Annotated in this window: 25 protein-coding genes; 24 read left to right on the top strand and 1 reads right to left on the bottom strand. The window is 56.6% G+C overall.

The features are described from left to right. The first annotated feature begins 31 nt into the window (after positions 1–31). From B059_RS0116680 to B059_RS0116655, 7 genes are all read left to right on the top strand, one after another. Complete coding sequence (locus tag B059_RS0116680) at positions 32–1126, top strand: hypothetical protein (RefSeq protein WP_157273795.1); 1095 nt, start codon at positions 32–34, stop codon at positions 1124–1126. Further along, positions 1123–2925, top strand: coding sequence for a conjugal transfer protein TraN (traN, locus tag B059_RS0116675; RefSeq protein WP_018079394.1), 1803 nt, complete (start codon positions 1123–1125; stop codon positions 2923–2925). Before B059_RS0116680 ends, traN begins: the two co-directional genes overlap by 4 nt. Then, on the top strand, positions 2922–3404 hold the full coding sequence (locus tag B059_RS20950; RefSeq protein WP_157273794.1) for a hypothetical protein: 483 nt from the start codon (positions 2922–2924) through the stop codon (positions 3402–3404). Before traN ends, B059_RS20950 begins: the two co-directional genes overlap by 4 nt. Before the next feature lie 22 nt (positions 3405–3426). Continuing rightward, the gene (locus B059_RS0116670; protein ID WP_018079393.1) at positions 3427–3801 is read left to right on the top strand and encodes a hypothetical protein; all 375 of its coding nucleotides are present in this window, start codon (positions 3427–3429) and stop codon (positions 3799–3801) included. Between the two features lie 76 nt (positions 3802–3877). Further along, a complete protein-coding gene (gene traF, locus B059_RS0116665; protein ID WP_018079392.1) occupies positions 3878–4669 on the top strand; it encodes a type-F conjugative transfer system pilin assembly protein TraF in 792 nt (263 codons plus the stop codon). After that, complete coding sequence (locus B059_RS20070) at positions 4669–6141, top strand: conjugal transfer protein TraH (protein ID WP_018079391.1); 1473 nt, start codon at positions 4669–4671, stop codon at positions 6139–6141. The genes traF and B059_RS20070 overlap by 1 nt, the downstream gene beginning before the upstream one ends. Before the next feature lie 17 nt (positions 6142–6158). Continuing rightward, a complete protein-coding gene (locus tag B059_RS0116655; protein WP_018079390.1) occupies positions 6159–9620 on the top strand; it encodes a conjugal transfer protein TraG N-terminal domain-containing protein in 3462 nt (1153 codons plus the stop codon). Between the two features lie 85 nt (positions 9621–9705). Here B059_RS0116655 and B059_RS0116650 read toward each other — a convergent pair whose 3' ends face one another. Beyond that, the gene (locus B059_RS0116650) at positions 9706–10116 is read right to left on the bottom strand and encodes a hypothetical protein (RefSeq protein WP_157273793.1); all 411 of its coding nucleotides are present in this window, start codon (positions 10114–10116) and stop codon (positions 9706–9708) included. Between the two features lie 345 nt (positions 10117–10461). Between B059_RS0116650 and B059_RS0116645 the strand changes: the two genes are divergently transcribed. The 17 genes from B059_RS0116645 to B059_RS19530 all read left to right on the top strand — a co-directional run bounded on the left by B059_RS0116645 (position 10462) and on the right by B059_RS19530 (position 26051). After that, the gene (locus B059_RS0116645) at positions 10462–10713 is read left to right on the top strand and encodes a hypothetical protein (protein WP_018079388.1); all 252 of its coding nucleotides are present in this window, start codon (positions 10462–10464) and stop codon (positions 10711–10713) included. Between the two features lie 110 nt (positions 10714–10823). Beyond that, the gene (locus B059_RS0116640; RefSeq protein WP_018079387.1) at positions 10824–12242 is read left to right on the top strand and encodes an MBOAT family O-acyltransferase; all 1419 of its coding nucleotides are present in this window, start codon (positions 10824–10826) and stop codon (positions 12240–12242) included. A 104-nt stretch (positions 12243–12346) separates the two neighbouring features. Then, on the top strand, positions 12347–13075 hold the full coding sequence (locus B059_RS0116635) for a hypothetical protein (protein WP_157273792.1): 729 nt from the start codon (positions 12347–12349) through the stop codon (positions 13073–13075). Then, entirely contained in the window at positions 13075–14112 is a 1038-nt protein-coding gene (locus B059_RS0116630; protein ID WP_157273791.1) for a hypothetical protein, read from the top strand. Before B059_RS0116635 ends, B059_RS0116630 begins: the two co-directional genes overlap by 1 nt. An 8-nt stretch (positions 14113–14120) precedes the next feature. Then, entirely contained in the window at positions 14121–15161 is a 1041-nt protein-coding gene (locus tag B059_RS0116625; protein ID WP_018079384.1) for a hypothetical protein, read from the top strand. A gap of 125 nt (positions 15162–15286) precedes the next feature. Next, positions 15287–16381, top strand: a complete 1095-nt coding sequence (locus B059_RS19540) for a radical SAM protein (RefSeq protein WP_018079383.1) — start codon at positions 15287–15289, stop codon at positions 16379–16381. A 95-nt stretch (positions 16382–16476) separates the two neighbouring features. Then, positions 16477–17526: an SPASM domain-containing protein gene (locus tag B059_RS0116615; protein WP_026177609.1), complete on the top strand. Its 1050-nt coding sequence runs from the start codon at positions 16477–16479 to the stop codon at positions 17524–17526. Then, positions 17523–18044, top strand: a complete 522-nt coding sequence (locus B059_RS0116610) for an HAD domain-containing protein (RefSeq protein WP_018079381.1) — start codon at positions 17523–17525, stop codon at positions 18042–18044. The genes B059_RS0116615 and B059_RS0116610 overlap by 4 nt, the downstream gene beginning before the upstream one ends. Beyond that, positions 18041–19168: a radical SAM protein gene (locus tag B059_RS0116605; RefSeq protein ID WP_018079380.1), complete on the top strand. Its 1128-nt coding sequence runs from the start codon at positions 18041–18043 to the stop codon at positions 19166–19168. Before B059_RS0116610 ends, B059_RS0116605 begins: the two co-directional genes overlap by 4 nt. 52 nt (positions 19169–19220) lie before the next feature. Beyond that, positions 19221–20474, top strand: coding sequence for a hypothetical protein (locus B059_RS0116600; protein ID WP_157273789.1), 1254 nt, complete (start codon positions 19221–19223; stop codon positions 20472–20474). Then, on the top strand, positions 20458–21531 hold the full coding sequence (locus B059_RS0116595) for a hypothetical protein (protein ID WP_157273788.1): 1074 nt from the start codon (positions 20458–20460) through the stop codon (positions 21529–21531). Before B059_RS0116600 ends, B059_RS0116595 begins: the two co-directional genes overlap by 17 nt. Beyond that, positions 21524–22144, top strand: coding sequence for a hypothetical protein (locus tag B059_RS0116590; RefSeq protein ID WP_018079377.1), 621 nt, complete (start codon positions 21524–21526; stop codon positions 22142–22144). The genes B059_RS0116595 and B059_RS0116590 overlap by 8 nt, the downstream gene beginning before the upstream one ends. Beyond that, complete coding sequence (locus B059_RS0116585) at positions 22131–22955, top strand: hypothetical protein (protein ID WP_018079376.1); 825 nt, start codon at positions 22131–22133, stop codon at positions 22953–22955. The genes B059_RS0116590 and B059_RS0116585 overlap by 14 nt, the downstream gene beginning before the upstream one ends. Next, complete coding sequence (locus tag B059_RS0116580; RefSeq protein WP_018079375.1) at positions 22945–24018, top strand: hypothetical protein; 1074 nt, start codon at positions 22945–22947, stop codon at positions 24016–24018. Before B059_RS0116585 ends, B059_RS0116580 begins: the two co-directional genes overlap by 11 nt. Before the next feature lie 97 nt (positions 24019–24115). Beyond that, on the top strand, positions 24116–24958 hold the full coding sequence (locus B059_RS19535; RefSeq protein ID WP_018079374.1) for a DUF2167 domain-containing protein: 843 nt from the start codon (positions 24116–24118) through the stop codon (positions 24956–24958). Continuing rightward, positions 24955–25677 (top strand): hypothetical protein, encoded by a 723-nt coding sequence (locus B059_RS0116570; protein ID WP_018079373.1) that lies wholly within the window; start codon positions 24955–24957, stop codon positions 25675–25677. The genes B059_RS19535 and B059_RS0116570 overlap by 4 nt, the downstream gene beginning before the upstream one ends. Then, entirely contained in the window at positions 25674–26051 is a 378-nt protein-coding gene (locus B059_RS19530; RefSeq protein WP_018079372.1) for a J domain-containing protein, read from the top strand. The genes B059_RS0116570 and B059_RS19530 overlap by 4 nt, the downstream gene beginning before the upstream one ends.

Raw genomic sequence — 26051 nt, 5'->3', positions numbered from 1 at the left:
ACTTCTCGCCTCTCTTGCGGTTGGACATGCGTTGGCCGACCCGACATCTGATGCCTTGAGCTGGGGCGCATCGAAAAACCAAGGCGTTTTTGATGCCGGGACGCAGGACCCCAGCACGATCTTGCCGACTTTCCCAGCCACAGCTGATCAGAGCGGGCTGTTCGGAGACGGCACACAAATCTCACCCGTAGTAAGTGGTTCAGTCGCCAAGGTCACGGACTGCGCCAACAATACTCCTGACCCCGACACGTACAAGCGGCAGGAATGCGAGGCCATCAACTGGTGGCAGAAAAACCCCAGCATCCGTCCCCAAGCAAACGTCTCGCGCGCGACGGACCCGATGGTTGTGAGAGCTGTCACGATTGGCAACGACCCGCAGTCTGTGACAGGGACTATGCCCGGGATCACGGGAACATACACGGACTGCACGACCCAGGTGATCCCGGGCGCGAAGACCTACACGACTAGTTCCTGTAGCGAAAGCCTGACGCTGGATCCCTTCAACTGTCAGACCTACTGGGACGTGCAAGTCGATCAGGATTTTGCGTACAAGTGCGACCAAAGCGACTACACGCTAAATGAGAGCACATGCACCTGGAACGCGATCCCGAATATCACCTATACGCCAACGCCCTATGCCGTCGCCACCACTACCGAAGCTGCCGGAGCACTCAGGGTTACCAACTACTCGTGGGCAGTGAACTTTAACGGTAATCCTTTGAGCATGCTGCTCAATTGGATCCAGGGCGGCGACTATATCCAGTTGTACATCAATGGATTCTCGGTTTATTCCAATGCCCCATACAGCGATGTGCGCAACACTTGGTGGGGTAATACCCCTGGTTCAAATTGTGGCAACACTCTCTACACACGCACTGGTGTACCTCTCGGCGGCATCGGGACCAACAATTGCGCGTTGGTTGAATGCAGCACTGGGATAAACCCCAATAAGGACATCACGGCCTACTTCCATACCGGGTTCAACATTATTGAACTCACCTGCATCAATGTTGGCGGAACAGCGCGCCCGTGCCAATTTGGGATAACTGGCAACATCAATGTACCCAGCCTCGGCTCAGTCGGCAGTGACAGCGGTTGCGCAGTTTTTGAGCAGAGGGCCAAATGATGTTTGAGCGAATCCGTCGGTTTGCCGCTTACGTCTGTTTGGCCGCCTCACTCTTCCATGTCAATTTGGTGATGGCTGCCGAGTGCCAGAAGGTTGGCACGGTTTGCCTTGATACGACCTCTTCAAAAATCGTTGATGGTGTGACGGTTACGCTCGCGGACGTTGGTGGCTGCTGGCAGAGCACGGACACTTACGATTGTGTTGACCATACTCCCGGCGCCATCAACACCTGTTCGCAACTCCAGCAATACGGCTGCTACGACAACGCCCAGTCAACCTGCGCCACCATGGCTTTCAATGGGACTTGCCTTGATTGGAAGGTGGACTATCGGTGCCCTGACCAGCTGACCACGGTTCCCACCGATGTTACTTACGACCGGATCGTCTACACGATGACGAAGAATGACCAGGTCGATGGGTGTGCGGAACATCTTGCCGCCAATAATTGCGTTCTGGATACTCAAACCTGTCTCGAGCCCGCCGAAACCCGCAACATCAACGGCCTGGATGTCTACAAGGACTGCTGGCGTTGGGACAAGACATATCGTTGTGTGGTGCCGGATCCTTCTTCACCATGCCAGACGCTTGAGTCTGATCCTAACTGCACACTCAAGGACACAACTTGCGATCAGGTTAGCTCCCTTCTGCCAGGGGGGTGCGCGTTGACAACGAAGACTTTCGATTGTCTCGTCAGCTCTGATCCGGATCAGACGATCACGAACTGCGGTGGAACAAGTTTCTGCCTTGATGGGACCAGCACGTGCTTTGACACGAACTATGAGCCAGACAAGGACTTTGCGACGGCTGTCACCATGACTGAAATCGCTCGTGAGGCTGGTAACTACCTTGACCGTGGCACGATGACAGTTTTCAACGGAACACAATCATGGTGCCGGGACAAGGTTCTGTACGGTCTTGGGGATTGCTGTGACGTCGATGCGCAAGGAGGTCAGCAGAATAACCAGAACGTGCTCGGGCAGATGGCCTATTCGGCCGTGGGTTCCCTGGCATGGGAAGGCGTTGAATACGTTGGGTACTCGGTAGGCAGTCTGTTTGGCTCTTACTACGTCTACGATGCCTTGTTCATGAACGACATGGTCCCGAACTGGATAGTTGACGGTTATGCCTCGGCGACCAACCTTATCGGCGCTGGGGGATCGACATATTCCTTCAACCCAAGCTTCGGGGCCTATGGCTTGTCGGCAACGTATGGCTCAGTATCAGCCACAACTCTTGGCACGACCAACTATGTTTTAACCACCCAGGGCGGGTTTGTAGCGGCCGGTGATACAGCGGCTGTAACTGCAGCAGGTGGGCCAGCCTCAGTCGGTGGTTTTGAGTTTGCCTTCAACCCATACATGTTCGCGATTGCGATCGTGATCATGGTCGTCATGTCCTACTTGGATTGCGATGAGCCGGAAATGGAACTGGCGATGAAGCGTGGTGCGAACCTTTGCCACCGTGTCGGTAGTTGGTGTTCGAACGATACGTGGTTGGGATGCGAAGAGGATAAAACTGGCTGGTGCTGTTATAACTCCAAGCTTTCCAGGATCATCAACGAACAAGGAAGAGCGCAATTCGGCAAGGGCTGGAATACGCCACAGAATCCAGACTGCAGCGGATTTACCTTGGAACAACTGACACAAATGGATTTCAGCACGTTCGATTTCAGCGAGTTTTACGCGGATATTCAGCAGCAAGCCATCAATCAGGCAGGTCTCGAATCGATTGTGAATTCGCACGCACAGTCCATTTCGGATACCTTTAAGACCAAGTACAACAACTATTTCTCGAAATGATGAAAAACCTGCTGAAATTGTTCCCTTTTATCGCCAGTATTACCGGATGCGCCATGGGTACGGTTGACCACGGATATGCGCCCTATAAAAACAAATATGGGGAGGATGTTGTGTATGTTAAAGATATCCAGTTCACGAACAGGGAAAACCCGAACACGGCACCTGTCGGCAATGTTGGACAACTACTGGGTAGTGCAATCGGTATAACTCCAATCGTAGGAGATTTAATTGGTCGTGCTGTTGCTTCCGCGGGGAGTGGCGGCGGCCGTGTCCCCTGGGTCTGGATTAAGGTTGTACGCGGTAGCGATGGCGAGGATAGACGACGATATTTTGCGGCAGTCGGAACTCAGCCCTACCAGGGGGTCCATGAAATCAAGGAGGGATCCTGGGTTAGGTATATCCCTTGGACTAAAGAACAGGGAACGGCCTACGTCTATGCCTGCGCGGTCGAGTCGGATTGCTTGCCAGTAAACCAATGACATCCATTCGGAGTATCAGCTGATGAAAATGCGCCCCGCACCACTACTGGCTGCCGTTATTATCGGAACAGGTGCCCTGCTTGGTGTCGCCTATGCAGGCTTTGGAATATCCATCAAGGCGCTGACCGCCGCGGCCATACGGTCCGAGGCAGGTTTTGCGAAGTCTCCCATTGATGACCGGCCGGCAACCATGATGAGAATGGTGGCCCAGACCAATGCGCAGACTATGGGTGAAGTGAAGGTGCTGGAACGCTACACGGATGACTGCGCCAAGGTCGTCCTCTCCTTGATCCAGCCAGATGCCCTAAAACGAGACGGTAGCCGAGGCGTGCTGCAGGTGAATACCCAGCTCAACGTCTGCACAAACGGTCAGCCCTACAAAGTCAGCAGGAAATAACGGTTTTGCCCATCGTGAATGGGCATTGCTATTCTTTATACTTACAGGACCGTGCGACTGTATAAAGTAGAAGGCTATGCTCAAGTCACTCATTCCTGCCCTTGCACTCCTGGTTACCCTCCCCTGCAATGCTGCCGGCGGGCTCGAATACCTTAAGGAACACGACCGTGGCTGGTTTTGGTATGAGCCTGTGGAGATTCCCCAGGAAAAGGCGCCCGAGCCGGAAAAGAAGCCGGAACCCCAGACTTCCGTAGCGCCAAACCCCTATGTCGACCCCACGGGGGCGATGAAGGCCTATCAGAAGAGCATCGAGGACGCGCGCAACCTGGCGATCCTGGACCCCTCACCGGCCAATGTTAAGCACTACATGGCTGTACAGAAGGAGGCCATGAATCGTTCCGGAATCTTTGCTGACACTTGGCGTCGGGTGCTTTGGGAAACCCCGGAACTGGACGAATCGCTCAAATCGCCCATGGGCAAGGCCGGGATGGATGTTCACAAGAACCAGGTTCGCCTTGGCAAGGAAGAAGCTATCAACCAATTGGCACAGACCGACGGAATCTTTTTCTTCTTCAAGAAGAGTTGCCCCTATTGCCACGCGCAGGCGCCGATTCTCAAAAGCTTTGCGGCCAAGTATGGGGTTAGTGTCATACCGATTTCGCTGGATGGGGGAGGCCTGCCCGAGTACCCGGTTCCCACGCCCGATGTTGGCTGGGCAGAGCGGCTTGGCGTTAACGTCACGCCCGCAATGTTCATGGTCAACCCGAGAACCAGGGAAATCGTTCCGATGGCATACGGCGTGATCTCTGAAGAGGAAATCAAGGACAGGATTTATACGATCGCGATGAAGCGCGTGGGAGATATCTGATGAAGAAATTCGGCCTGAAGAAAACTGTCATAGCAGTCGTCTTGGCAACGGGCGCACTCCTGTCTATCCCCGCAAACAGCTCCGTCAATACGGAGTTGAATGACTTCTACAGCAGCATGGGCGGCCTGGCCGTGGCCACCCCGCCATCCGTGGCCGAAGGCCAATCCGCTTATTACCTTTCGCTGGGTACGGTGAAGGCTCGTACTCCGGTCAGAAACTTCACGTTGGGCTCGATTGCGTTGCCCAAGGCGTCCGGCGGCTGCGGGGGTATTGATGTTTTTGGTGGTGCCTTCAGCATGATCAATGTCGATCAGTTCATTGCGCTACTGAAGAACATTGGCTCCAATGCAATCGGTTTCGCGTTTCAGCTCGCGATTGATGTGATTTCTCCGCAGATCGCAGGTGAGTTGAAAGACCTCCGCTCTTACATCGACAAATTCAACCAGTTCAACATGAATTCTTGTTCAGCCGCCAAGGCGTTGGTTGGCGGAGCACTAGAAGTAAGCGGTTTGCAACAGTCGTATTGCGAGAGCGCTTCGCTGGATTACACGATGGTTCCGGATGGCGCTGCGGCAAAAGACGTGTGTAAGAGCGATGTTTACTTGAAAGACCTTTACGCGACCGCAGAATCAAAGCCTGACAAGGCAAGCAAAGACTGGGTAAGAACCTTTTCCGGCAACCTGATATGGGAAGGCCTGAAAAAGAGGGGCTTTGACCCGGTGAACGTTCCAGCTGACCGGGACATCATGCAGTTGATCATGTCCATCACTGGCACGCTCATTATTCCGTCGCCCAATGATACGGACCCTGTCTCAGGGGATCGGCTACCCTATCAATTCAAGATCGGTTCATTGAAATACAGCGACCTGGTGTATGCCGATCAGGCATCAGCAGTTGGCATGTCCGCCGATCTCCTTCAGTGCGACAACGGCGACTGGGACCGGTGCCTCACTGTAAGTACCTATCCTGGCGGTGTCGACCTCAAAACCTTCCGGACGAAGATAAAAGGTCTGGTGGATGACATTGCGATCAAGGTAGGTCCGGGTGGCGGAGCGTTGACGCAAGAAGAACTCAACCTCATCGGAATGATGGATGTTCCGATTTTCGGCCTGATGCAGGCGGCAGCGGATGTTGGCGTAGGCGAACTGGATGCCGTTACGAAAGCCTTTACCAATTACGCGACGGCAGAAGTGGCGTATTCGTTTCTCAACGACGCGGCATCGACTGCGCGTGCCGCAATCATGGCGGCGCCAACAGCCGGGACAGATGCTGAAAGACAAGCCTTCCTGAAAAACCTTGAGAACTTCATGAAGTACGCGGCTGACGATGTCGGAAAAGAACGGAAGGCGATGGGCGGCACGTTTGACGTCATGAACAGGATCGATGAATACCGCGTTCGGGCGATGAATAGGTACGCCCCTGATATGCAACGCCGCATCGCACTCGCGAGAGCACTGCGGACGCCGCGGTAACGGGCGAGGTTTAGATCATGTGGGACGTCTATACTTACGGTGGCGGCGACTATCTCGTTCAGGTGTTCGGGGCGGTCTCGCTGTTCTTTGGCGGCCCTTTCCAGTCACTTGCACAGGTGGCCGGCCTGATGGGCCTGATTGCAATCCTGATGTCGTACCTTGGGCCAAAGCACAACATCGATCTCGCTTATATCCTGCGTTTCGCTGTCTTCTATGGGGCGCTGTTTGTTCCCAAAGCAGATATTGCAGTTGTTGACAGAATCACGCCTGTTGTCGGCGGTGGGGTCGTGGCTCAGGTCCCGTTCGGGCTGGCGATGTTTGCGCACTTCACGTCCTTTATCGGGGATCGGCTGACTACCCTCTACGAAACGGCCATGGCCTTCCCGGCGGATCAACGCTACCAGCAAAACGGAATGGTTTTCGGCTCGACGTTGATGAAAAAGACGCCGCAGCTCAATTTCTCCGATGCAACGTTCTCTGGCGACATGTCGTCGTTTCTGGACATCTGCGCCGCGTCGTTGTTCGCCAATGACCCCACCCTGGTAGAACAGGTCGAAAAATCCCAGGACATCTGGGGTCTGTTAAGTGGGCTCGCGCAGACCAATCGCTGGGTACAGATCTCTTCAAGTCCCGCTCCCATGACCTGTCAGGATGCTGCGAATGACCTGACGGCGCGGATACCTGCAGAAGAAAACACCGCATTGATGAACCTCGGCAAGATCATGTGGCCATACAAGACTTCAGCCGTGGCTCAGGCAGACGCCAGTAACCTGCTCTCGCCTACCGCGCTCGATCTGGCAGCGATAAACATGAACTCGTCGCAAATGGTTCGGCAGGCAATGATGGTAAACGCCATTGAGGCGGGACTTGACCGTTTGCCACCAACATCGACTGCTGGCGCACTCGCGGCGATACAGGCTAAGACAGCAGCGGAAAAGCAGCGAGAGAACGTGTACATGACCATGGGCGCGGTGGCCTCGCGATCCATTCCGTTGATGCGTTCGATTCTCGAGGCCATCGCCTACGGGCTTTTCCCTGTAGTCGGGGTGATGATTCTTCTGCCCATGGGGTTGAGCGCGTTCCTGAACTACTTTGTCGTTCTGATGTGGCTGCAAATGTGGCCCGTCTTGTATGCCATTCTGAATTCCTTAATTTATTGGTACGCACAACAAGCGAACACGACCGGGGCAATGATGCCAACGGGCCTGACCGACTGGACGATGTGGAGCTTGCCAGGAATCATGGAAACCAACAGTGAGATTGTCGCGTTGGCGGGTTACATGGCGATCTCCATACCCATGATCTCGTACATGCTGGTTCGGGGTGGCGCTCAGATTGGTTCCCAGGTGGCCGCGCATCTTACCCAGCCTGCGCAACAAGCTGCTCAAACCGCTGGCTCTCAAGCCGCGATGGGCAATATGCAGATGGGCGTCGTCGCGATGGATACCTTGTCTGCCAACAATTCCACGCAATGGCAGTACAAGACAGGCTTTAGCTACGACGGAAATACTGCATGGCGTGGTGGCATGCATACCCAACAAGATGGACTGGATCAAGTGCGTACTGATACACGCACAGGACAAGTTGCTTATGACTCCCGTCTACAAGTGTCTGATGTCGGCGCAGCTGTCAATTGGAGAGCGGCCAATGACAGTGCTTATACAAGGGCCTACGATCAAGCAGTTACAGCAGGTTCCTCTGAGGTCCTTGCGGGTGCTCGTGGCAGGATAGCAGCGTACGAAAAGGCGCTTGGCTACAGTGCGGAGCACGCCAATGACACAACCCACCGTACCGGTAGCGACTATGCGAGAAGCGTGGAAGTGGGGAAGGCAGCATCGGACCTGAAAGATTTTACAGATCGGTTCTCCGTTGGTGGGAATTTCACGCGCCAGGACGCCGCCACCCTTGCAGGGCTCGCAACCCTGGACGGGAAGGATGTAGTAGCGATCGCAGCTCAAGTATTGCCAGTAGGAAGATTCACTAAACTCATGAAGGGATCGTTGGCAAAACACGGCAGGGGCTCGTTTTCTGAGACTGACATCGAGAATTACTATCACGAGCTCAATCATGGTCATGGTAAGAAAGGCATACTTGGCGAGGCGGAAACACGGAACCAGCATGGTTTCCCGGTGCATGGCAAAGGCAAGGATACTGCGGACGCTGACCCAAATGCGGCCGAACATGCGCCCGAGACGGGTGGCCGCGCGCGGACAGGCGTGACTGCTAGCCTGCGCGGTGCCATCGATACTTCCTTTAGGGCGACCCTTGATGAAGTCTCACAATATGTTAAGTCGCACAAACTGGATGACAAGGCTTCTGAAGTCGAGCGTGCACAACTCGACAAAGCCGACGATTCGCGTGGCGACACCGTCAGAAGAACGGGTAGTGACCAGGACCGGTCTTCGCTTCGAGTCTCCACGGAGCTTATCGAGCGTGGGGAAGCCACGTTGCAAAAAGCGGACACCCTGCGTAAATCTCAAACACAGTCGCAAGGCGTCGGCGTCAATGTTACGGTTGCTGACAACGAAGCATTCGTGGCATTCCTGCGTCGCGAAGGGAAGGATCCAAACGACTTCTATGCAAGGACTTCGGAGGAAGAGAAGGCTCGTTTGACCGGCAAATTCCAGCAAGAATATGCAGAGCGAAAGGGCGATCAATTGCTGGCAGCAGCTGGCCTGAGTGCTTTGCCATCTGACCGTGATCTGGAAGACCGCATTACAGGTAAAAACGAAGCGGACCGCAGTCGTGTACAGGGGCCGCATAATCCTGAAGAAGCGCACGCTGGTTACAACGGGTTGGTTCAAGGCAGGATTGATAAATCCAATGTCCGACCTGACAGTAACGCACCTGCCGGTTACGGTAGTGCCGCCAAGCGTGGTCATGACGTCCAAGACCGTTCTAAGACAAATCTGGAATCAACTGAAAAGGGTCTCGGTGAGATAGGGACGGATACTCAGAACCGCGTCGAAAAGAAAATGAATGAATATTCTGGAAGCGGCGCAAGTAACACTGCAACGGCGACCCATCAGGGCTTCGATGAGGTATCAGGTGGTTCAACACCTGAAAAGCCGCGTCATTGGGGCGAGCCTGATTCGGAAGAGTTTCATGCCCAGCCAGGGAGACTGAAAGAAACCGAAGCCGCAGTCGGTGAGGCGGTCGATGGCGCCAAGGCGCTCGGTGGCAAGGCGGTCGATACGGTAAAGGGGTGGTTCGGTGACAGTGACGCGCAAGCGAGCCAGCAGCAGCAAGGCCACACTGCGCCTGCTCATAGAGAAATACCGGCGACGCCGCCGCAGCCCGCGACTTTCCGTGGTGGTAGCGCAGCATCTCCTACGCAACCGCCAGCGAAAACGGATGACAAGAAGGACGAAGAGCCTTCACTGGGCGCCAAGGTGGGTGGTGTAATTCTTGGATCGGTCTTCCGGACATGGGATGGCCTAAATCGAGAGGCAGATAAGCCTCGAGATGACGACTACTGATATGAAAAAGCCCGGCTAGGCCGGGCTTTTTGTTGGTGGTGAGAGCAGATTACTGGTGACCATACAGAGCCATTGAAACTCGCGATCAATAGCGCATGTAGTACACCGGCACAAACACTCTTGGTTTGGTTTTGCGGATGTGGGCAATCAGTTGCTTGCTGTCCGGTATTTTCCCCAACGCGCCAAGGAAATCGGCGACTTCGATCGCGATTGGACGCTGGATAAACCAGGTGGTGATCCCCGTTATGGCAGCGATAACAAAAAAGCCCCAGAGCTCGCTGAACTGGCCAAGCAAAATGATGGCAAAGAATAGAAGGATGTTGGCCGAGCCCACAACCAGGGTGTAGAAATCCACCCACTTCTGGTAAGTGGCTACAGAACTTTCCTGTTTGTTTCTCCGGCTGATTGCCCAGAGCAACCCTGTAAAGTTGACAAGGTGACGGCCAAAAAAATAGGCCGCTAATGATGCACCCGTTAATAGATCTGTATCGCTCATCATGCACTCCTTTCCTTCTTCCCGCTCTCCTTTGCTAAATGAAACTCATCGAAACATCGGAGCATCAAACCGTTTCGATGTCACATGACAACAACATGGCTCGATGTCTATTGGCAACATCATAGATCATCAGATTGTCGTAGAAGGAAAAGAAAACCCTTCGTTAACGCCTGACGATACAACAAAGCTGAGTAACCGAATACAGGTGGGCTGGGAAGCGGCAATCCAAGATTTTGTTTGAACCGATTACGGGCTGTTTTTATAGGGACGTGTCAGTTAAATCTCTTGTACAACGTGAACGACTGGATGGTCCAGTACGACGTTATTTGAAGGAGTTATGTAATCATGGATATTCTCGGTTCCATTCTGTCCCACCCTGCAACTGCCCCGCATAACGTTGGTCTTCTGGTGCAAGCCGGCCAGGCTATCGTGGGCACCCTGCTGATTCCGTTCTTCGTGGCCACTTCACCCGGTCGGGAGATGGCAGCTGAAACGCATGCACTTCCGCAGCAACACGAGCAGCAGATTGAGCTCGTGGTCAAAGATCCACAAAAACCCTGGGCTGACGACACCCAGGATTTTGCGGATGACCAGTAACACCTAAACCCTCCTTGCCTTGTGCAGAGAGGGTTTTTTCGTTTTCAGGCTTAGTTCAGGGGGGCCGATTTTTTATACTCGTCTGACACCCCGTGGACAGAGGCAAAACTTTGCTTTTCAGCACGCCACTCTTTCTATTCGCATTTTTGCCCCTGGCACTCATATTTGTCGGCCGGAGACAAGCCACGCGCGAACGCCAGTGGGCGCTGTTCATCGCGTCGGCCACGTTCTATGCGTTTTGGAGCTTGCGCGACGCCGCACTGATCACCGTCAGCATTGCGGCCAACTATTGGTTCGGGCGGAGGATCGCCGAGAGCGGAGCCAAATTCTGGCTGACCGCCGGTATCGCCTTCAACCTCACACTCCTTGGCTTCTTTAAATATGCCGACTTCTTCACGTCTACAATAAATTCGGCCGGAGGTTGGTCGATTCCCCTGCTCGGCCTCGCCCTGCCTCTGGCAATCTCCTTCTATACCTTCGAGCAGATCGGCTACCTGGTGGAGTGTCGCCAGACTAGGGAACACGACAAAGACCCTCTCCTTTACGCACTCTTCGTCCTGTTTTTCCCACACCTGATCGCAGGGCCAATCATCCGTCACCGGGACATCGTGCCCCAGCTCAAGCGTCTGGGTGACGTGATCGACAAGCGGGCTTTCGCCCAGGGCGTGTTTTTACTCGTTGTGGGGTTATTTAAGAAGGTGGTCATCGCTGACAACATCGCGCCGTGGGCGGACGTGGTATTCAACAATCCGGGCGAACTGCAGTTCATTGACGCGTGGGTTGGCGCACTTGCCTACACCATGCAGCTCTATTTCGATTTCTCGGCATACTCGGAGTTGGCGCTGGGCATCGGCCTCATGTTCGGGATACAACTCCCTCTAAACTTCAATGCCCCCTACAAGTCGCCTTCCATCACCGAATTCTGGAGGCGATGGCACATGACCCTTGGGTCGTTCCTGCGCGAATATCTCTACCAGCCCCTCGGCGGCAACCGGAACGGCTGGGTAAGAATGTTCGGAGCGCTGCTGGCCACGATGTTCCTCGGCGGACTCTGGCACGGCGCCGGCTGGACGTTCGTCATCTGGGGCCTACTCCACGGAACGATGCTCGTCATGCACCGGGCCTGGACGCTTAGAGGTTGGCGTATGCCCACGCGGCTGGGGGTGAGTGTTACCTTCCTCGCCGTAGTGGCCAGCTGGGTCTTGTTCCGGGCGCACTCGATCGGAGATGCCGTGACGATCTGGCGCGCGATGGCAGGCCTGTCCGGTTTCCAGATGCCGCACGGCCTTTCATTCGTCTTGCAGTCCGCGCCGGTCGCATGGTTCCGCTTCTCCAGTTACGGGGAGGGCTGGGAGCTGCTGCCGTTGGCCGGGCTTGTCTATTTCGTGATGTCGGCACCAACCGTGCACGAGGTCTGGGAACGCTGGTTCCAGCCGAGCAAGCGCTGGGCCGCGCTGATCACGACCGTTGCGCTGATGTCGTTTTTCAGCCTGGCGAAGCCATCCACATTTCTCTATTTCCAGTTCTGACCATGCGATATCTAGCCCTGTTACTCATTGGTTTCCTGCCATCTCTGGGGCAAGCTTCTGACGTTTCCGACGCCTATGCCAAGTCGTACCTGGTACAGGAATACATGGAACTGTCCGGCGTCAAAAGCACGCACACTGACTTGTCGCGGATCGTTTTGGACGGCTTCGACTCTGCGCAGGCGATGTCAGGTGTGCCAGTGAATAAACTTCCCGCCGCGAAGCGAGCCGAGATAAAGAGAATTCGGAACCTCATCCACATCATCTTTTCGGCAGACGTTTTCAACAAAGGCGTTGAAAACTACCTGCTAAACAACGTCGACGAAGAGCAGCTTGTCAAGGCGAACAAGGTGCTGAAACAGACTCTGGTCAAGAAGGTCATCCTGATTGAAAAAACCATGGGCCGCAAACTGACGGCCAACGCCGTGAAGGCCTACTACATCACCTTGGGCATCAACCCGCCGAGCAAAGAGAGGATGGCCTATGTGAACTACCTCGACAAGATTTCAGGGGCAAGCCAGTACAGTTCCTACCTGAAGCAATACATTATTTCGTTGTTCCTCGGCCAGTCCCTCGGTCCCCAGGACGTCGCCAAAATCGACAAGTCGAGCAAGGACGAGCTGACCCTGAACATGCTCTATATCTACAAAGGCCTGAAAGATGAAGAGATCAAGGGATATCTCGAGGCCTTAACCGACGAAAACATCGCTTGGATCGTGCGACAGACAACCAAAGCTCACGCCGTTGTGGCGGCCCGGGCATTTGACCGGTTAATCCAGGAAATCGAGCAAGGGCCCAACAGCCCTCAAGGAATACAGATTCCGGCGCAGATGTAATGTCCTTGTGCAAATGGAACCTTCTCGTTGTCTTTATGCTTGCGGTTTGCGCGATCGGCGTGCCCGCCTTCAACGTGGTCACCGACCCCTATGGCGTGTTTCACATGGGCTGGAAGCATGACAGCCCTGCCTTCGACGAACGCTACCTGAAGGTCGAGCACCTCATCGAACATCCCGGCAAGCACAACGCTTTCATTCTCGGAAGCTCAATGATGGGCGCCTTCGACCCGGTGGTGATGAATATCGCGACGCCGGGACTCAGTTGGTACAACCTGTCGTTCCTGGGCGGCACTCCCAAGGAGTCTCTCGATGCCCTGACAGCGCTTTCCCGGCGCGGCATCATCCCCAAGCAAGTCCTGGTCGGGATCGATTTCTTCCCGTTCCGGCAGGATTCTGCCGGGGAGGACTCCCCGTCCCGTTACCCCCATCCTCTCGTCACAGGTGAACATCCATTGCTGTGGTACCGGCATTTTCTGTTCGCATCCAGCTTCTGGACCGGCGCACTGAGGGTAATCAGCGAACACTCTGCCTTGCCCGACATCCACTTCGACATCGATGGCGGTGGTCGCTACCGGCTGGTCAAGCAGGAAAACGAAATGGCCGCAGACCCCGCGGGCTACGCGAAGCGCCATCTCCCACACGCAGAGGACGCAAAGGCCGGAGGTTCCGAAGTGGCCTGGGTAGAAGGCCGGTTTGAGGACCTTGCGATTCTCGTTGCGTGGCTGAAAGCACACAACGTCGAGGCGCGGTATTTCATCCACCCGTTCAACCATCGTCTGCTGGACTCTGTGTCCAAGAGGTCTATGGGCGAGTTCAGGGCGCGCATTCAGTCTATTACCGGGCCGTTGGCCGATTTCTCGAAGGATGACGGCATCACGCGCGACGACCTGAATTATTTCGATACCAAGCACTACACGCAGAAGGTGGCCAACACGATCGTTGCCCAAATGCTTGGTGATGAGGTCAACCCAAAAGCCGGCGGAGTGGTCGCGCTCAATGCCGCGCATCTTGCGAAACAGGCATTCACTCTACATTGAGGCAAATCATGAAAAAAATGCTTTACCTGACTTTGTTCCTTGCGCAGGTCGCTTACGCAGATCCCGCCTACCAGGTGGTGGACTTGGGCGAGATGGACGCCGTGCCAGTCGCACTGAACGACAATGGCGGCGCAATCGCCTATGAGGTGTCGACTGACGCGCTAGGGCGAACCGTCAAGAAGCCTATCGCCTGGGACGGGGTGTCGTGGCGAGAGATCGGGGCGAAGACAGACGAGAGCCTCCATCCGCAGGCAATGAACAGTAGCGGCCAGGTAGTCGGCGAATATTACGGTAGCGATGGCAACCGGTACGGCTGGGCGTGGGACAAACGCGTCGGACTCCGGGAGGCGGACAGGCAACACCGGTCTTCCTATGCAGATATCAACGACCGTGGCGATATCGCTGAGACAGCGGAAGACGACCAGGGGGTACGCAACCCGTATGTGCTCTCGAATGGACAGATGACCAGGGTTTTTAGTGGCCAGCCTGAAGCTTCACTTGATGGTTTCGCAGCACGCATCAACACTTCCGGAGAAGTGGCTGGCATGATTGACGAAAAATCCCACGCGAGTTTCTACGTCGCAGCGCCCGGCGCCGGTGGCTACCAGGTCAAGAAACTGTCCGCCGTATTTGGCGAAGGCGGTTTTGCGACGGTCGCTGGCCTCAATTCACAAGGCGTTGCACTGCTGAATGAGACGCTTTGCGCAGAAGAAGACCCATGCTGCGAACAGGGCCACGGTTACCGGGTCTGGGATTCAAGAACAGGCAAGGTGTTGTTGTCCCGCTTCAACAAGGAATTCGGCAACGTCGGAATGGCGACGGCCATCAATGACCATGGGACCGTGGTTGGCATCGGGCTCGACTCGTCGAGTTGGATCTGGGACAAGGCCTATGGCGACACGCCCGTGCTCATCAGCTCACTCATTGACGCCACCCGCTGGAACGTCCTTGAGCCACGCTCGATAAACGGCAAAGGGGAGATTCTGGCCATCGCGCTGTACGCCGATGACAACAAAAGGCACGTCGTCATCCTGCAGCCCATGAAATAGCCTTCCTGACCGGTTTTGACCGTTCTTTTTGACCCCCCTGATTTGCTAGGCTAGTCCCGTGTCACCCCTTGCTGGAGCACCCTGGCGTCTGGGCGCGGTTGAAGGGGTAATGGCGGAGCATGTCTATGCATTCCTTACTGTGCAACATCAACGTTACGCGCGACTGCAACCTGCGTTGCACGCACTGCTACATCTCGTCAGAGAAGAAAAAGGCTTCTGGCATGATGTCCGAGGAGCTTTTTCTGTCCAGCATTCGCTCCATCGCTGACTACCTCCGCAACTCCGACAAACATGACGCCGCTGAGATCCACGTGATCGGCGGCGAACCCTCGATGCTGGGCATGGAGTTCTACCAACGTGTCCTGCCCAAGGCGAAAGACATTCTCGGTCGCATTGAAGGCAAGACCGCATCGCTGGGCATCGTCACCAACCTTGTTACCGACGAGGCGCTGGCTATCGCGAAACTTTTCGACGTGGCTCAGACCTCCTACGAGATCGACACGCGCTTTCCCAAGCAGACGCTGCGCACCCGGTGGGAGCAGAACGTCATGGCCATGATCGATGATTCCAGGCGCGTCGGACGCAGGTTTGGCATTACTTCGGCGATCACCCTCGGCATGGTCAGGATGGGCGTGCCCAAGCTCATGGGTCACATCGTCCATGAACTGGGCGTGAAGAACGTGCACATGGGCTTCTTTATCCCGACCGGGGACGGCAAGCACCATGCGCGTGACGTGTTTCCGAGCTTCGAGCAGACAACATCATTCCTCGTGAACCTGACGGACTGGTTTCTTGAGCATCGCGCGGGCGACCGCGAGCTGCATGTAAACCCGGTCGAATCGATGATGCACGCGATTGTCGAGGAGCGTCCGATGGACGACATCGTTTGCCCAATCATCACGGGATCGATCGACATCGACTGGAACGGAGACGCACGCACTTGCCTGTGCGCCGGCGGTGAAAAGGAAGCGCCGATGATCGGCAGTGTCCAGTCCTACAGCGTCGAACAGATCTTCCAGGGCATGGACTACCGGCGTGAGCACTTCCATGCTGTACGGCCCCGCTCCATCTGCATGCGGTGCGAGGAGTATGCCGTGTGCCAGTCCGCGTGCGGTGTCCTGCACGACAGCTGGAACGGGGAAGGCGAATGTCCCGGGTTCAAGGGTTTCATCAAGCACGTCCGACAGGTGGTGGAAGAATCCGCCGGTGAAGCGGCCTGATGGTGCGTCCCTCGTTCACCCTCCATGTGCGTCTGACCCGGCGGTGCAACGCGGATTGCGCGTATTGCTCGTCGCGGTCTGACCACAAGGGATACATGACGGCGAGCGAATACAGGCGGTCCGCAAAATACATTCTTGAACTGCTGGAAAACCCAAGCTTCGGCGGCATTCACCGCAATGGCCAAATCCACATCCAGTACATCGGCGGGGAAATCCTGACGATCCCGAAACGCCAACTGCGCGAGATCGTCACCGTTGGACGAGAGGTCTTTTCCGGTTATTTCAGCCACGTTGTGGACGGAACCCAGTCCAACCTTGTCGGGCCGCCTGATCGCATTTCAAACCTGCAGGCTCTGTTCGGCAAGCGAATCAGCACCTCCATTGATTCGTTCGGCAATAAGCGAACCCTGAACGGCAGCGCAGAGCTCTACCGCAAAACGATTCGCATCTCGCTCGACAGCCTGAAGCGCCGGAGCTTCAATCCGGCAGCGATCGTGGTGGTGGACCGGGACTCCCTCCCCTACCTCAGCAGCGAGATCGCAATAAGCGAAGAAGCTGGCCGTCCGATGCGCCTGCGTCCTGTTTTCCATGGGGGAAGCCCAATTTCCCCCGCCGAACCTGGCGCGATGGCCGAAAGCTTCGGGAAGGCCTGTTCGTCCTGGCTGATGAACAGCCGGATATCGGTGGATCCATTCATGCAGCTCTTGCTGCTGCGGTTGGCCGAGGTTGACGGTGGAACCGGGACCCAGAGCTCGGGATGCCCGTTCAGCGACAACTGCGCGCACGAATCCCTCAATCTTGATCCCGACGGCTCCCTGTACGTTTGTCTCGACATGGCGGATGCCGGCCTCCTGCCGCTCGGGAATGCGCTCGCCCGGGAGTTCGACTGGGGCATGCATCAAGGAATTGCAAAGCGATATGGCAACCTTCATCCCGATTGCCAAGCCTGCCAATGGCGGGTTTCCTGTCGTGGTGGCTGCACGATGGAGGCCATTCAACATTCCGGTCAAATCGACGGCAAGACCCCGCTCTGCGGTACGTGGCAGTCATGTTTCTCGGCCATCGATGACGCGATCGCTCGGCACGGCCCTGCCAATGTCCGCGCCTGGTCGGAGGGACTCGTCGGCATGGAGGGCGGAATATGACGCTGCTGACTGACCTGTTTTCCGCTTTCTTCGCGGGCAAGGACACACCCGAAAACACACAGGACAAATCGCCCGTTACGATCCATGGCGAACTCCAGCGTGCACCACAAGGCCCCGTCCTGATGCTGGACATCGACGGGGTGTTGCATCGAGCCCAGACAGGAACGTTCAGCAAGCTGCCACTGCTCGAAGAGTGGCTGAGAAAGCATCGTGATGTCGAAATCGTCATTGTCTCGAGCTGGCGCGAGACATGGAGTATTGATGAGCTGCGGGGCTTCTTTTCGCCCGACCTGCAACCACGGGTACTCGGCACCACACCGCGCGTGCTTGGCGCGCTCAGGGAAGACGAGATTCTTGCCTGTGTGGAAAGCTACCACATCGAGCAATGGGTGGCCGTGGATGACTTGGCATACGAGTTCCCCACCACAGGCGCGAGCCATCTCGTCATGACCGATTACTTTGAGGGGCTCACCGAGCAGACGCTGCTAGAACTGGACATGCTCTTGATGCGCAAATGATGAACCTGGAATCCTTCAGCATCGAGAGCGGGTACTTCGTATTCACGATGATGCCGAGCCTGCGCTGCTCCCTGAATTGCCCACACTGCTACCTTTCCAAGGAACAGAGGCGCTCGAAGGACATTCTTTCGGTCGAGAACCTTGGCAGGGCCTGCGGCAAGGTAGCCGACTATTACCGGATGCGCGGCCTGAAGCAGAAGACCATCGTCTGCTACTGGTATGGCGGTGAGCCAACCGAGATGGGGCAGGAATACTTCGAGAGCGCCGTTGTGACCATCGGAGACGCCTTCCCAGCGCGTGACGGATATACCGTCAAGCATACGGTCCTGTCCTCGCTAATCAATGTCGATCCATCATGGCATGCGCTTTTCCACAAGCACTGCGGCGGCGAGATCCAGACTTCATTCGATTGGACGATGCGGGGCGCTGGCTACGTCCGCCACTGGGAACGGTCGGTGCGGGGGGCGCGTCTGGACGGTCTCAGGGTGTCCACCATCAGCGTTGTGAACCGTGAAATTCTGGAGTTTGGGCCGGAACAAGTCCTCGATTACCTGACCGACCATGGCGTCGCCGAAACCAGCTGGCTTCCGTTTATGTGGAACGAGCAGAACGACAGTGGCGCCTATACGCGCTTTGCCCCGACGATGCGGGCGTATTCCGAATTCATGTCCAGGCTGACCCGGCATTGGCTGAAGCTGAGAGCGACCGGTGCCAACCCGCCGGAGATCGGTCAGATGCGGTTCATCCTGGCACAGCAGGCCAAGGGCGGCCTCGCCAATATTGCCGGGCAGACCCTGTTCCTGCTGCCCAATGGCGACTTCGTGCTCCCAGACTACCGGAACGGGTGCCAGGAATTCATGCAGCCGTTTGGGAACATCCTGAGCCAGGACTTTGCCGATGTGCTTTCCTCGCCTGCGCGCCGCGCCTACCTGAGAAAACAGGTGCTTCGGAACGGCAATGCCGACTGCGGCGGCTGCGAACACGGCGGCCACTGCCTGATGGAGTTCTGGAAGGAGAACCGCAATGGTGATGACTGTTTCGGGGCCAAAGGCTACGTCGAATGGCTCCAAGCCGAACGCGATCGGCTTCCCGGCGACGTCCTCAACCAATCCAGGCTCTATTGAGTAAATGAAGCACTCAAGCATCATTGACCGTACCGGCAGTACCCTCGGCGTCATGGACGACCTGCAGATCGCCGTGCACAGCTACGACGGGTGCGCGCGCGGCTGCCCCGGCTGCATCGTGGACAAGCACTTCAAGAACCACGCGCGGTTCGAGCCGATCTTGAAAGGGGATGACCTTCAGCTCATCAACCGTCGGGTGCTCGAATACAGCGACTGGGTTCAAAAGACGCTCAACTACAAGGAAGGCGGCTATTTCGGCCGGAACGGCTATCAGGTGCAGCACCACAGCTATACCTTCCGCTTCGGTAACCACGCCGAGCTGCCAGTCGACGAGCTTATTGCCCTCGGCGGCATGCTGCATACCGACTACCGGGTGTTTTCGGTGGCGCCCCCCACCAATGAGGAGATCGAGAAGTTCGCCACCATGAAGTCCATTCTCGGCGGCAGCGTCTTCCTCGAAATCATCTACGACCCCTTCGCGGATTCGCCAGAGGCCATCCGTGATGCGGTGTTGGCAATGCGAGAAAATGGACTGAACGGCTATCCCGAACTGCTCCTGACCAAGCGCCTGATCCGTGACTATCCGGCCGAGCGTTTTCTCGACGAGTGCGTGTCGATCTTTGGCGACATCGGCGCACAAATCCAGTTCGGCCGCTATTCGCCCTCGCGCACCCGCAACTTCAACAAGACCCAGATGGCCACCGTGGACGAGGAAGCTGAATGGCTCGCCGTTCTCGCCAAAGGCATCGTTGCCCGTGGCCACGACATCCACCCCATTCCGCTCGGCGAGTATGCCGTGACCCTGCTGGATGAATACCGGGAGATTGAGGCCGTTGGAGAAGATGGCTACGTTGATCCAGCAAGGTTGCGCGAACCAGACCCGTTCCTTGTCAAGTCGGTACGAGAGAAAACCCGCGACATCTTCCTGACCAGCCTCTACATCGACCACAACCTCGACGTCTTCGTCTGGTCGGAAAGCATGGGCCAGCATGTCCTCGATTCAAACTTTGGCTACCCCCCCTTGGGCAACCTCAGACAGAACAGCATCATCGACATGGCCACGGAAAATGGCGGCGCGCTCGATCGGATGCTCAACGAAGTCATCCGTGAGCTCCTGACGAACCGGAAGTGCGCGCCATGTCGCTACAAGTCCTTCTGCGCCTCCCATGCCGTGCCGTTATTCAGGCGCTTTCACAAGGACGACGGCGAACATTGCTACGGCTATCTGCCGGTCATCCGCGAGTACCAGCGCGACCTCTCGTTCCTGAACAACATGGTGGAGGGATTCCGTGAACTCGGGTTCTAAAGCCTGGGACGTCACAGTCGAAGTGATGAACCAGTGCGCGGGGTCGTGCACCGGCTGCACTCTGTCGCTGGAGGAACGTCGCCATGGCGAGGCTGTGGTCGGTCTGGGTGAGTTTGAGACGGCAATGAAACACCTGGCACGCCACGGAAACCAACATGGCATGGTGTTCCGTCCGGTGCTGGTGTACGGCGACATGCCGTTGATGCCCCATGCGATGCTGAAGGGCTACCTCGATGCTTGCGCCAGAAATGAACTGCCCATCGGAGTCACGCTCACCCTGGCAAGCGAAGGGCTGGACGAACATTATGCCGAGAGCGTTCAGATGATTCTTGGCCACGGCGACGTGGTGCTGGACATGACGATTGACCCGTTCCGGCTGACGGCCAAGGAACCCTATGCACTGCGGGTTCAATCAGCCTTGGCGAGCAATGGCCACAACCATGTGCAAGTGCTTTTGTCGGAGGTCATGATCAACCGCATGGTGCCCGAAGAACTGGCTGCACAGCTGGAGTCAGTCATCGGCGACCACCCGGTCTCGATCGTCTTCACGCCAACACAGGTCAACCTGCTCCGGCGCCAGTACCAGTTCGACGTGAACGAGGCCATCCGGTACGCCCGTGAATTCTATGCCACCCGTCCATGGCATGAAGCCCACTATAGGCGGGAGATGAAGCGCCTGACCTGTGCCCATGGGGACTACGCCTCATTCGTTGGCCAGGCTTTCCATATCGGTCGGGGACTCGACCTTTACGCCACGATCTTCACGCCATTCGGAGACCTCATTCTTGACGGGCGCAACGGCATGGCTCCCGTGGGCAACCTCTGCGACGATGCGCTGGAAGGCCTGCCGCGCGCACCGCGCCTGCTGTCACTACAGGCTCGCAACGCCGGCTGGCTTCGGCACGACACCTACGGCTGTGGCACCTGCGAGCACTACGAAGTTTGCTCCTTCCATGGCGTCGGCATCGCCAACAAGCTCTACTCCGGCCATGACTCCAAGCACGGCACCTGCTACGGGCCGCGCGCTTTCACGAACGAGGAGGCCGCAGTTGTTTGAGTGCGACCTGAAGGCTCACCGGAGCATCGCCTTCTTCCATGATGTAGGCGAGCGCGTGACTCATGACATCGGTCTGCTGACAGTTTTTGGAAAAGCGCATGACCTTCGTAGGATTAAATCGGTGCGATGCGGCAATTCAACGGCGACCATTGACCACACTGCCCGCCTGGTCGAGATCGTTGGCAGCCACCGCGACCCGCTCTACATCGTTCGAGACAATGACCGTCACTTCGTTGAAATCGGCCTATATGACCTTTCCGGCAAAGACCGGGAGGTCATGATCGAGATGCACGACGGGAGCCGCCACGCGATGGCCATTGAAGCACCATGCGACTTCTCGGTCTTTCAGGATACCCCGCTTACGAGTTCAGCCATGCCAAGATCGGATGGCAGTCAGCTGCTGTGGACTCTGTCGCACCAGGATATCGAGGTGGTGGAGCAACGAATGGTCGGCTTCCGCTTTGTGGAGAAGCGGACAGTGTACCCGGCTGGCCGGCACCTGATTGCCTATGAGCTCGATCCTGCACTTGCCTACTTTGGGGTCTCCATCAACGCCCGGATGCCGACCGGCCACGACTATGAGCACAAGCATGTCTTCCATGGACGCCTCTGATTCGATCTGCGGATTCATCGAGTCCGTGCAGGCGGGCGACGCCGCGAGTGCCGCCCACTTCCTCTCGGAGGAATTCGGGGTCCATGACGGTCTCGACCGCTATGCCTACGCCGATCATGAAATCCGTGAGTTCGGCAGGAGGCGGCCATGGCTCCGTCTTCCCTTGAAGGTGAACATACTCGACCGCGCCGATACGTGTTACCACATTGCCATCGAGGACGCCTTGGGGCACTTCGTCTATGAAGACTTGCTTCATGTCGACGGCCAAGGGCGACTGGTCGGGAACGGGGATCTCGTCGAGATGGTTCCAAAGCTCCATTTCCATGCAGACGGCACGGCCTCGCGTGGCATGTCGTTGCGGGTGCGCGATGGCAAACTGAGCCGGGTACATGTGGTGGCACCGACTGCCAGTCACTATCGCTTCGACACGCGGTCTTCAAGCCAGGAAGCCGATGAGGCGAGCCATCTCTCGTTTGTCATTGACGACGACGACCTCCTTGGCAAGGACGGGGAGTTCCGGTTCTACATCGAGACGGGCAAGGGCCTCACTGCCTGCGGGCAATCATGCCGCTTGCGCGGGACAGACCATCCCTACTTTATCTGTGACCTTCATCCGGTAATCCGGGGAACGCGCGTCTCCTTCAGTAGGCACATGACCAATGCCTGGGCCGTGACAGTTGAGCTTGACTCCGGACGTTTCGTGACCATCGAGGCTCCTTCCCGCGACGACCTCGAGTTCGAGGAGCCGGTGCGCAATGTCATCCTTACGGATGCCTTGGACAACGACTGGGACGGCATCCATGCAGGCTGAAAGCCGGATCCTCAACTTCGACTACTGCGGCAACTGCCACGGCAAGTGCCGGGCATGTCTTCTGAGCGAGGAGGAGCGAAAGCGGGATGTCCCGTTTCTCAACCAGAAACAGCTTGGTGCGGCCGTAACGGCCGCGGCGAGGCTTCTGCCCCGAAGCGAGTTTCTGGCCATCGGGGTCGGACGGGGCAACACACTGACGCTTCGGGAGAACTCAGTCGATGACATCGCCTTCCTCGCCTCCCGTGTGCGCGATGAGCTGACTTTTGATCGAGGCATCCTAGAAGTGTCCACCTCGCTGGTCGGACGGCTGGAAGACCAGATCGAACGCGCCAACGAGATCGAGGCGCGCGTCGAAGAGACAAGCGGCCTAGAGACTCGCTTCGTGGTGGTCATCAACCCGGCCCTCAGTTCCGAAGGCTATTGGCGGCTCCTGTGCGATTTCTTCGAAGCAATGGAACAGCGCCGGTCACCGCATAGCGAAGCTCCCGGCGACATCGCGGTCGTGAACCTGTCGGCAGATACCCTGCCCGAACCGAGTGCGTTTGCCCACCGCATGGCCGGCTGGCACTTCCCCGTGAACGTGGCTTGGGTCGGCGGCGTGGATGAAGGCGTGGCTGGATGGAACGCGATCGACCAGGTCGGCCGCTGGTTTGCCGACTTTTATGAAGAAAGCGTTCGTCTTGGGCTCGATTGCAGCCTTGTTTCCAGGGCGCAGAACGCCTTGGTGGCGTCGGAATCAGGTGGAGGCCTGTCTACCCTCCAGGACATGGCTGACGCCGTCAGTGAAAGCCTCGTCTTCGTCGACCATGTTGGGAGGGTACATCGAGGCGCGTTCACCTTGCTTGGCGACATGGACCCGATGCGATTCCCGCTTGGCGGAAAGGAAGTATCCGTCGCACCCATGCTGAGAAACCGGAGCTGCCGTGCCTGCCCCTACCTTGCCGCGTGCGTGCACGCCGGCGGCGCGCATCTCTTCACGGCGAATGCATTGGCCATGGAAGGATCTTCGCCTGTTTGTATGACGGGCCTGAAGCCCGTCTTCGAGAAAGCGGATTTGTATTGAGCTTGTTCAGACGCACAATTGATTCGGCCATACGCCCTCAGTACACTACGTGCCAGCCATACCAATTAACGGCAACAATCATAAAGGGAGAGGACAGATGTGGTATTTACGCCTTGCATTAGGGTTGGTGGCATTTCTTTTCTTTGGCCTGTCGCACGCGCAAGAGGCAAATCCTCTGGCTGAACTCGCGTGGCAGCGGGGGCCCTCAGAAGCAATCATTGGAGACAAGGCGACTATCAAAGTACCAGCCGGTTATGTCTTCCTTGGCGCCGCCGACACCAAGAAGTTCATGGAAGCGAACCAAAATGTCTCGAGTGGCCATGAGTATCTTCTGGCACCCGACAACCTGCAGTGGTTTTCCCTATTTTCATTTGACCCCATCGGCTATGTAAAGGACAACGATACCATCGATGCTGATGCTGTCCTCGACACGGTGAGGGAAGGCACCAAGCAGGGCAACGAAGAACGGAAGCGTCGCGGCTGGCCGACGATGTCGATCGTTGGCTGGCGGTTCAAGCCCCATTACGACCGTGATTCGAAACTGCTCGAGTGGGCGTTCATTGGACGAGACGATAGTACTGGCTCGGACGTGATCAATTACAACACCCGGCTCTTGGGCAGATCAGGCGTGATGCAGGTAGTGCTGGTTTCTGACCCGGGGATTCTCGATACGGCCTCAGCGACCCTTAAGACGATGCTGACGGACGGATATCAGTTCGCTCCCGGTGAGAAATACTCAGAGTTCAAGCAAGGTGACCACGTGGCGGAATATGGCTTGGCCGCCCTTGTCGCAGGCGGCGCCGCCGCCGTAGCGGCGAAGAAAGGCGTTTTCGCAGTTATTGGTGCATTTCTGGCGGCCGCATGGAAGTTTGTTTTTGCCATCGTCATCGGCGCCATCGCCTGGCTTAAGGCGCTGTTCGGTAAAAAGAAGAGCCAGTGAGCCTTTCTTTCGAGGCACTGCTTGTGCTGGGCATCATCGGGTTCTATTTGTATGACTCGATGATGCTCCTGCGCTACGACGAGGTTGTCTTTTCTGAGTCGTTCGGCAAATGGACGTTCGCGCACCCCGACAACAACCTCAGAGTGCGTCACAAGGCGCTCTTCCTGCTCAATCCTTTGACGCCCTTCAAGCCGACGTTCAGGGTTGCCTGGTCGCCCAATGATTCCCCGCTCGCCGAGGAAAGTACGAACGAGCTGCTGAAGGTTGTCAGTTTGACCAGGCCTCTAAGCATCATAGTTATGCTGCTTCTGGCCGAAATGGTCCTCGTTGTGCCCGCCGTAATCTTTACGCGTGGAACGGGCCCGTTATTCCTGGGCACTTTGCTGGCTGTTTACCTCACCATTCTTCTGGCCCTTGGTCTTGTATACGCGAACCGGGCTGGATTGGCGCTTTCCAACAAGAGATTCGCCGGCTTGGCGTTCGATTCGCTGGCCTGCCCACCGTTTGCCATCAACATGCTGCGCAAGATTACGCTACCCAAGGCGGCGGGCCTGAATCCGGTCGCGTATGCCCACCATCATTTCACTAAGGAGTGCTTTGCGGATCTCGCGTCCAAGATAAAGGAACGACTCAATGAAGAAATGGATTACGAGGAAGACACCGAGCAAAGCAACGCGCTCAAGGCGTATCACGACCACCTGACAGAGCTCGCAAAATGACAACAACGGATGTTGCTGTAATCGTTGGCGGCCTGTTCCTTGGCTTTTGGATCGTCAACAGCGTGATGGGCTCGAAGCCCGCCAAGAAGCCTGGCCCCGAACAAACCGAAGAAACCCGTTCGGCAGAAGGCGAAGCGCAGGAAAACACTCGCCAGTCGCAGAGCCAGGCGCCGCAAGATGAACCCTGGTTCCGGATACTTGGGGTGTCCGAATCCGCGGGCAAAGAAGAAATAGCATCGGCCTACAAGGCCAAGATTCGCCAATATCACCCTGACAAGGTGGCCTCATTGGGGCCTGAACTGCGCGAACTGGCGGAGCTCAAGTCGAAGCAGATCAACGCTGCGTACGACTATGCGTTCAAGCTGAGGGGGTAA

It is taken from the genome of Thiobacillus denitrificans DSM 12475 (assembly GCF_000376425.1).
In the GTDB taxonomy this organism is placed as follows: domain Bacteria; phylum Pseudomonadota; class Gammaproteobacteria; order Burkholderiales; family Thiobacillaceae; genus Thiobacillus; species Thiobacillus denitrificans.
The sequence above is the reverse complement of the archived record's forward strand: the minus strand, read 5'-3'. Positions and strand labels throughout refer to the sequence as shown.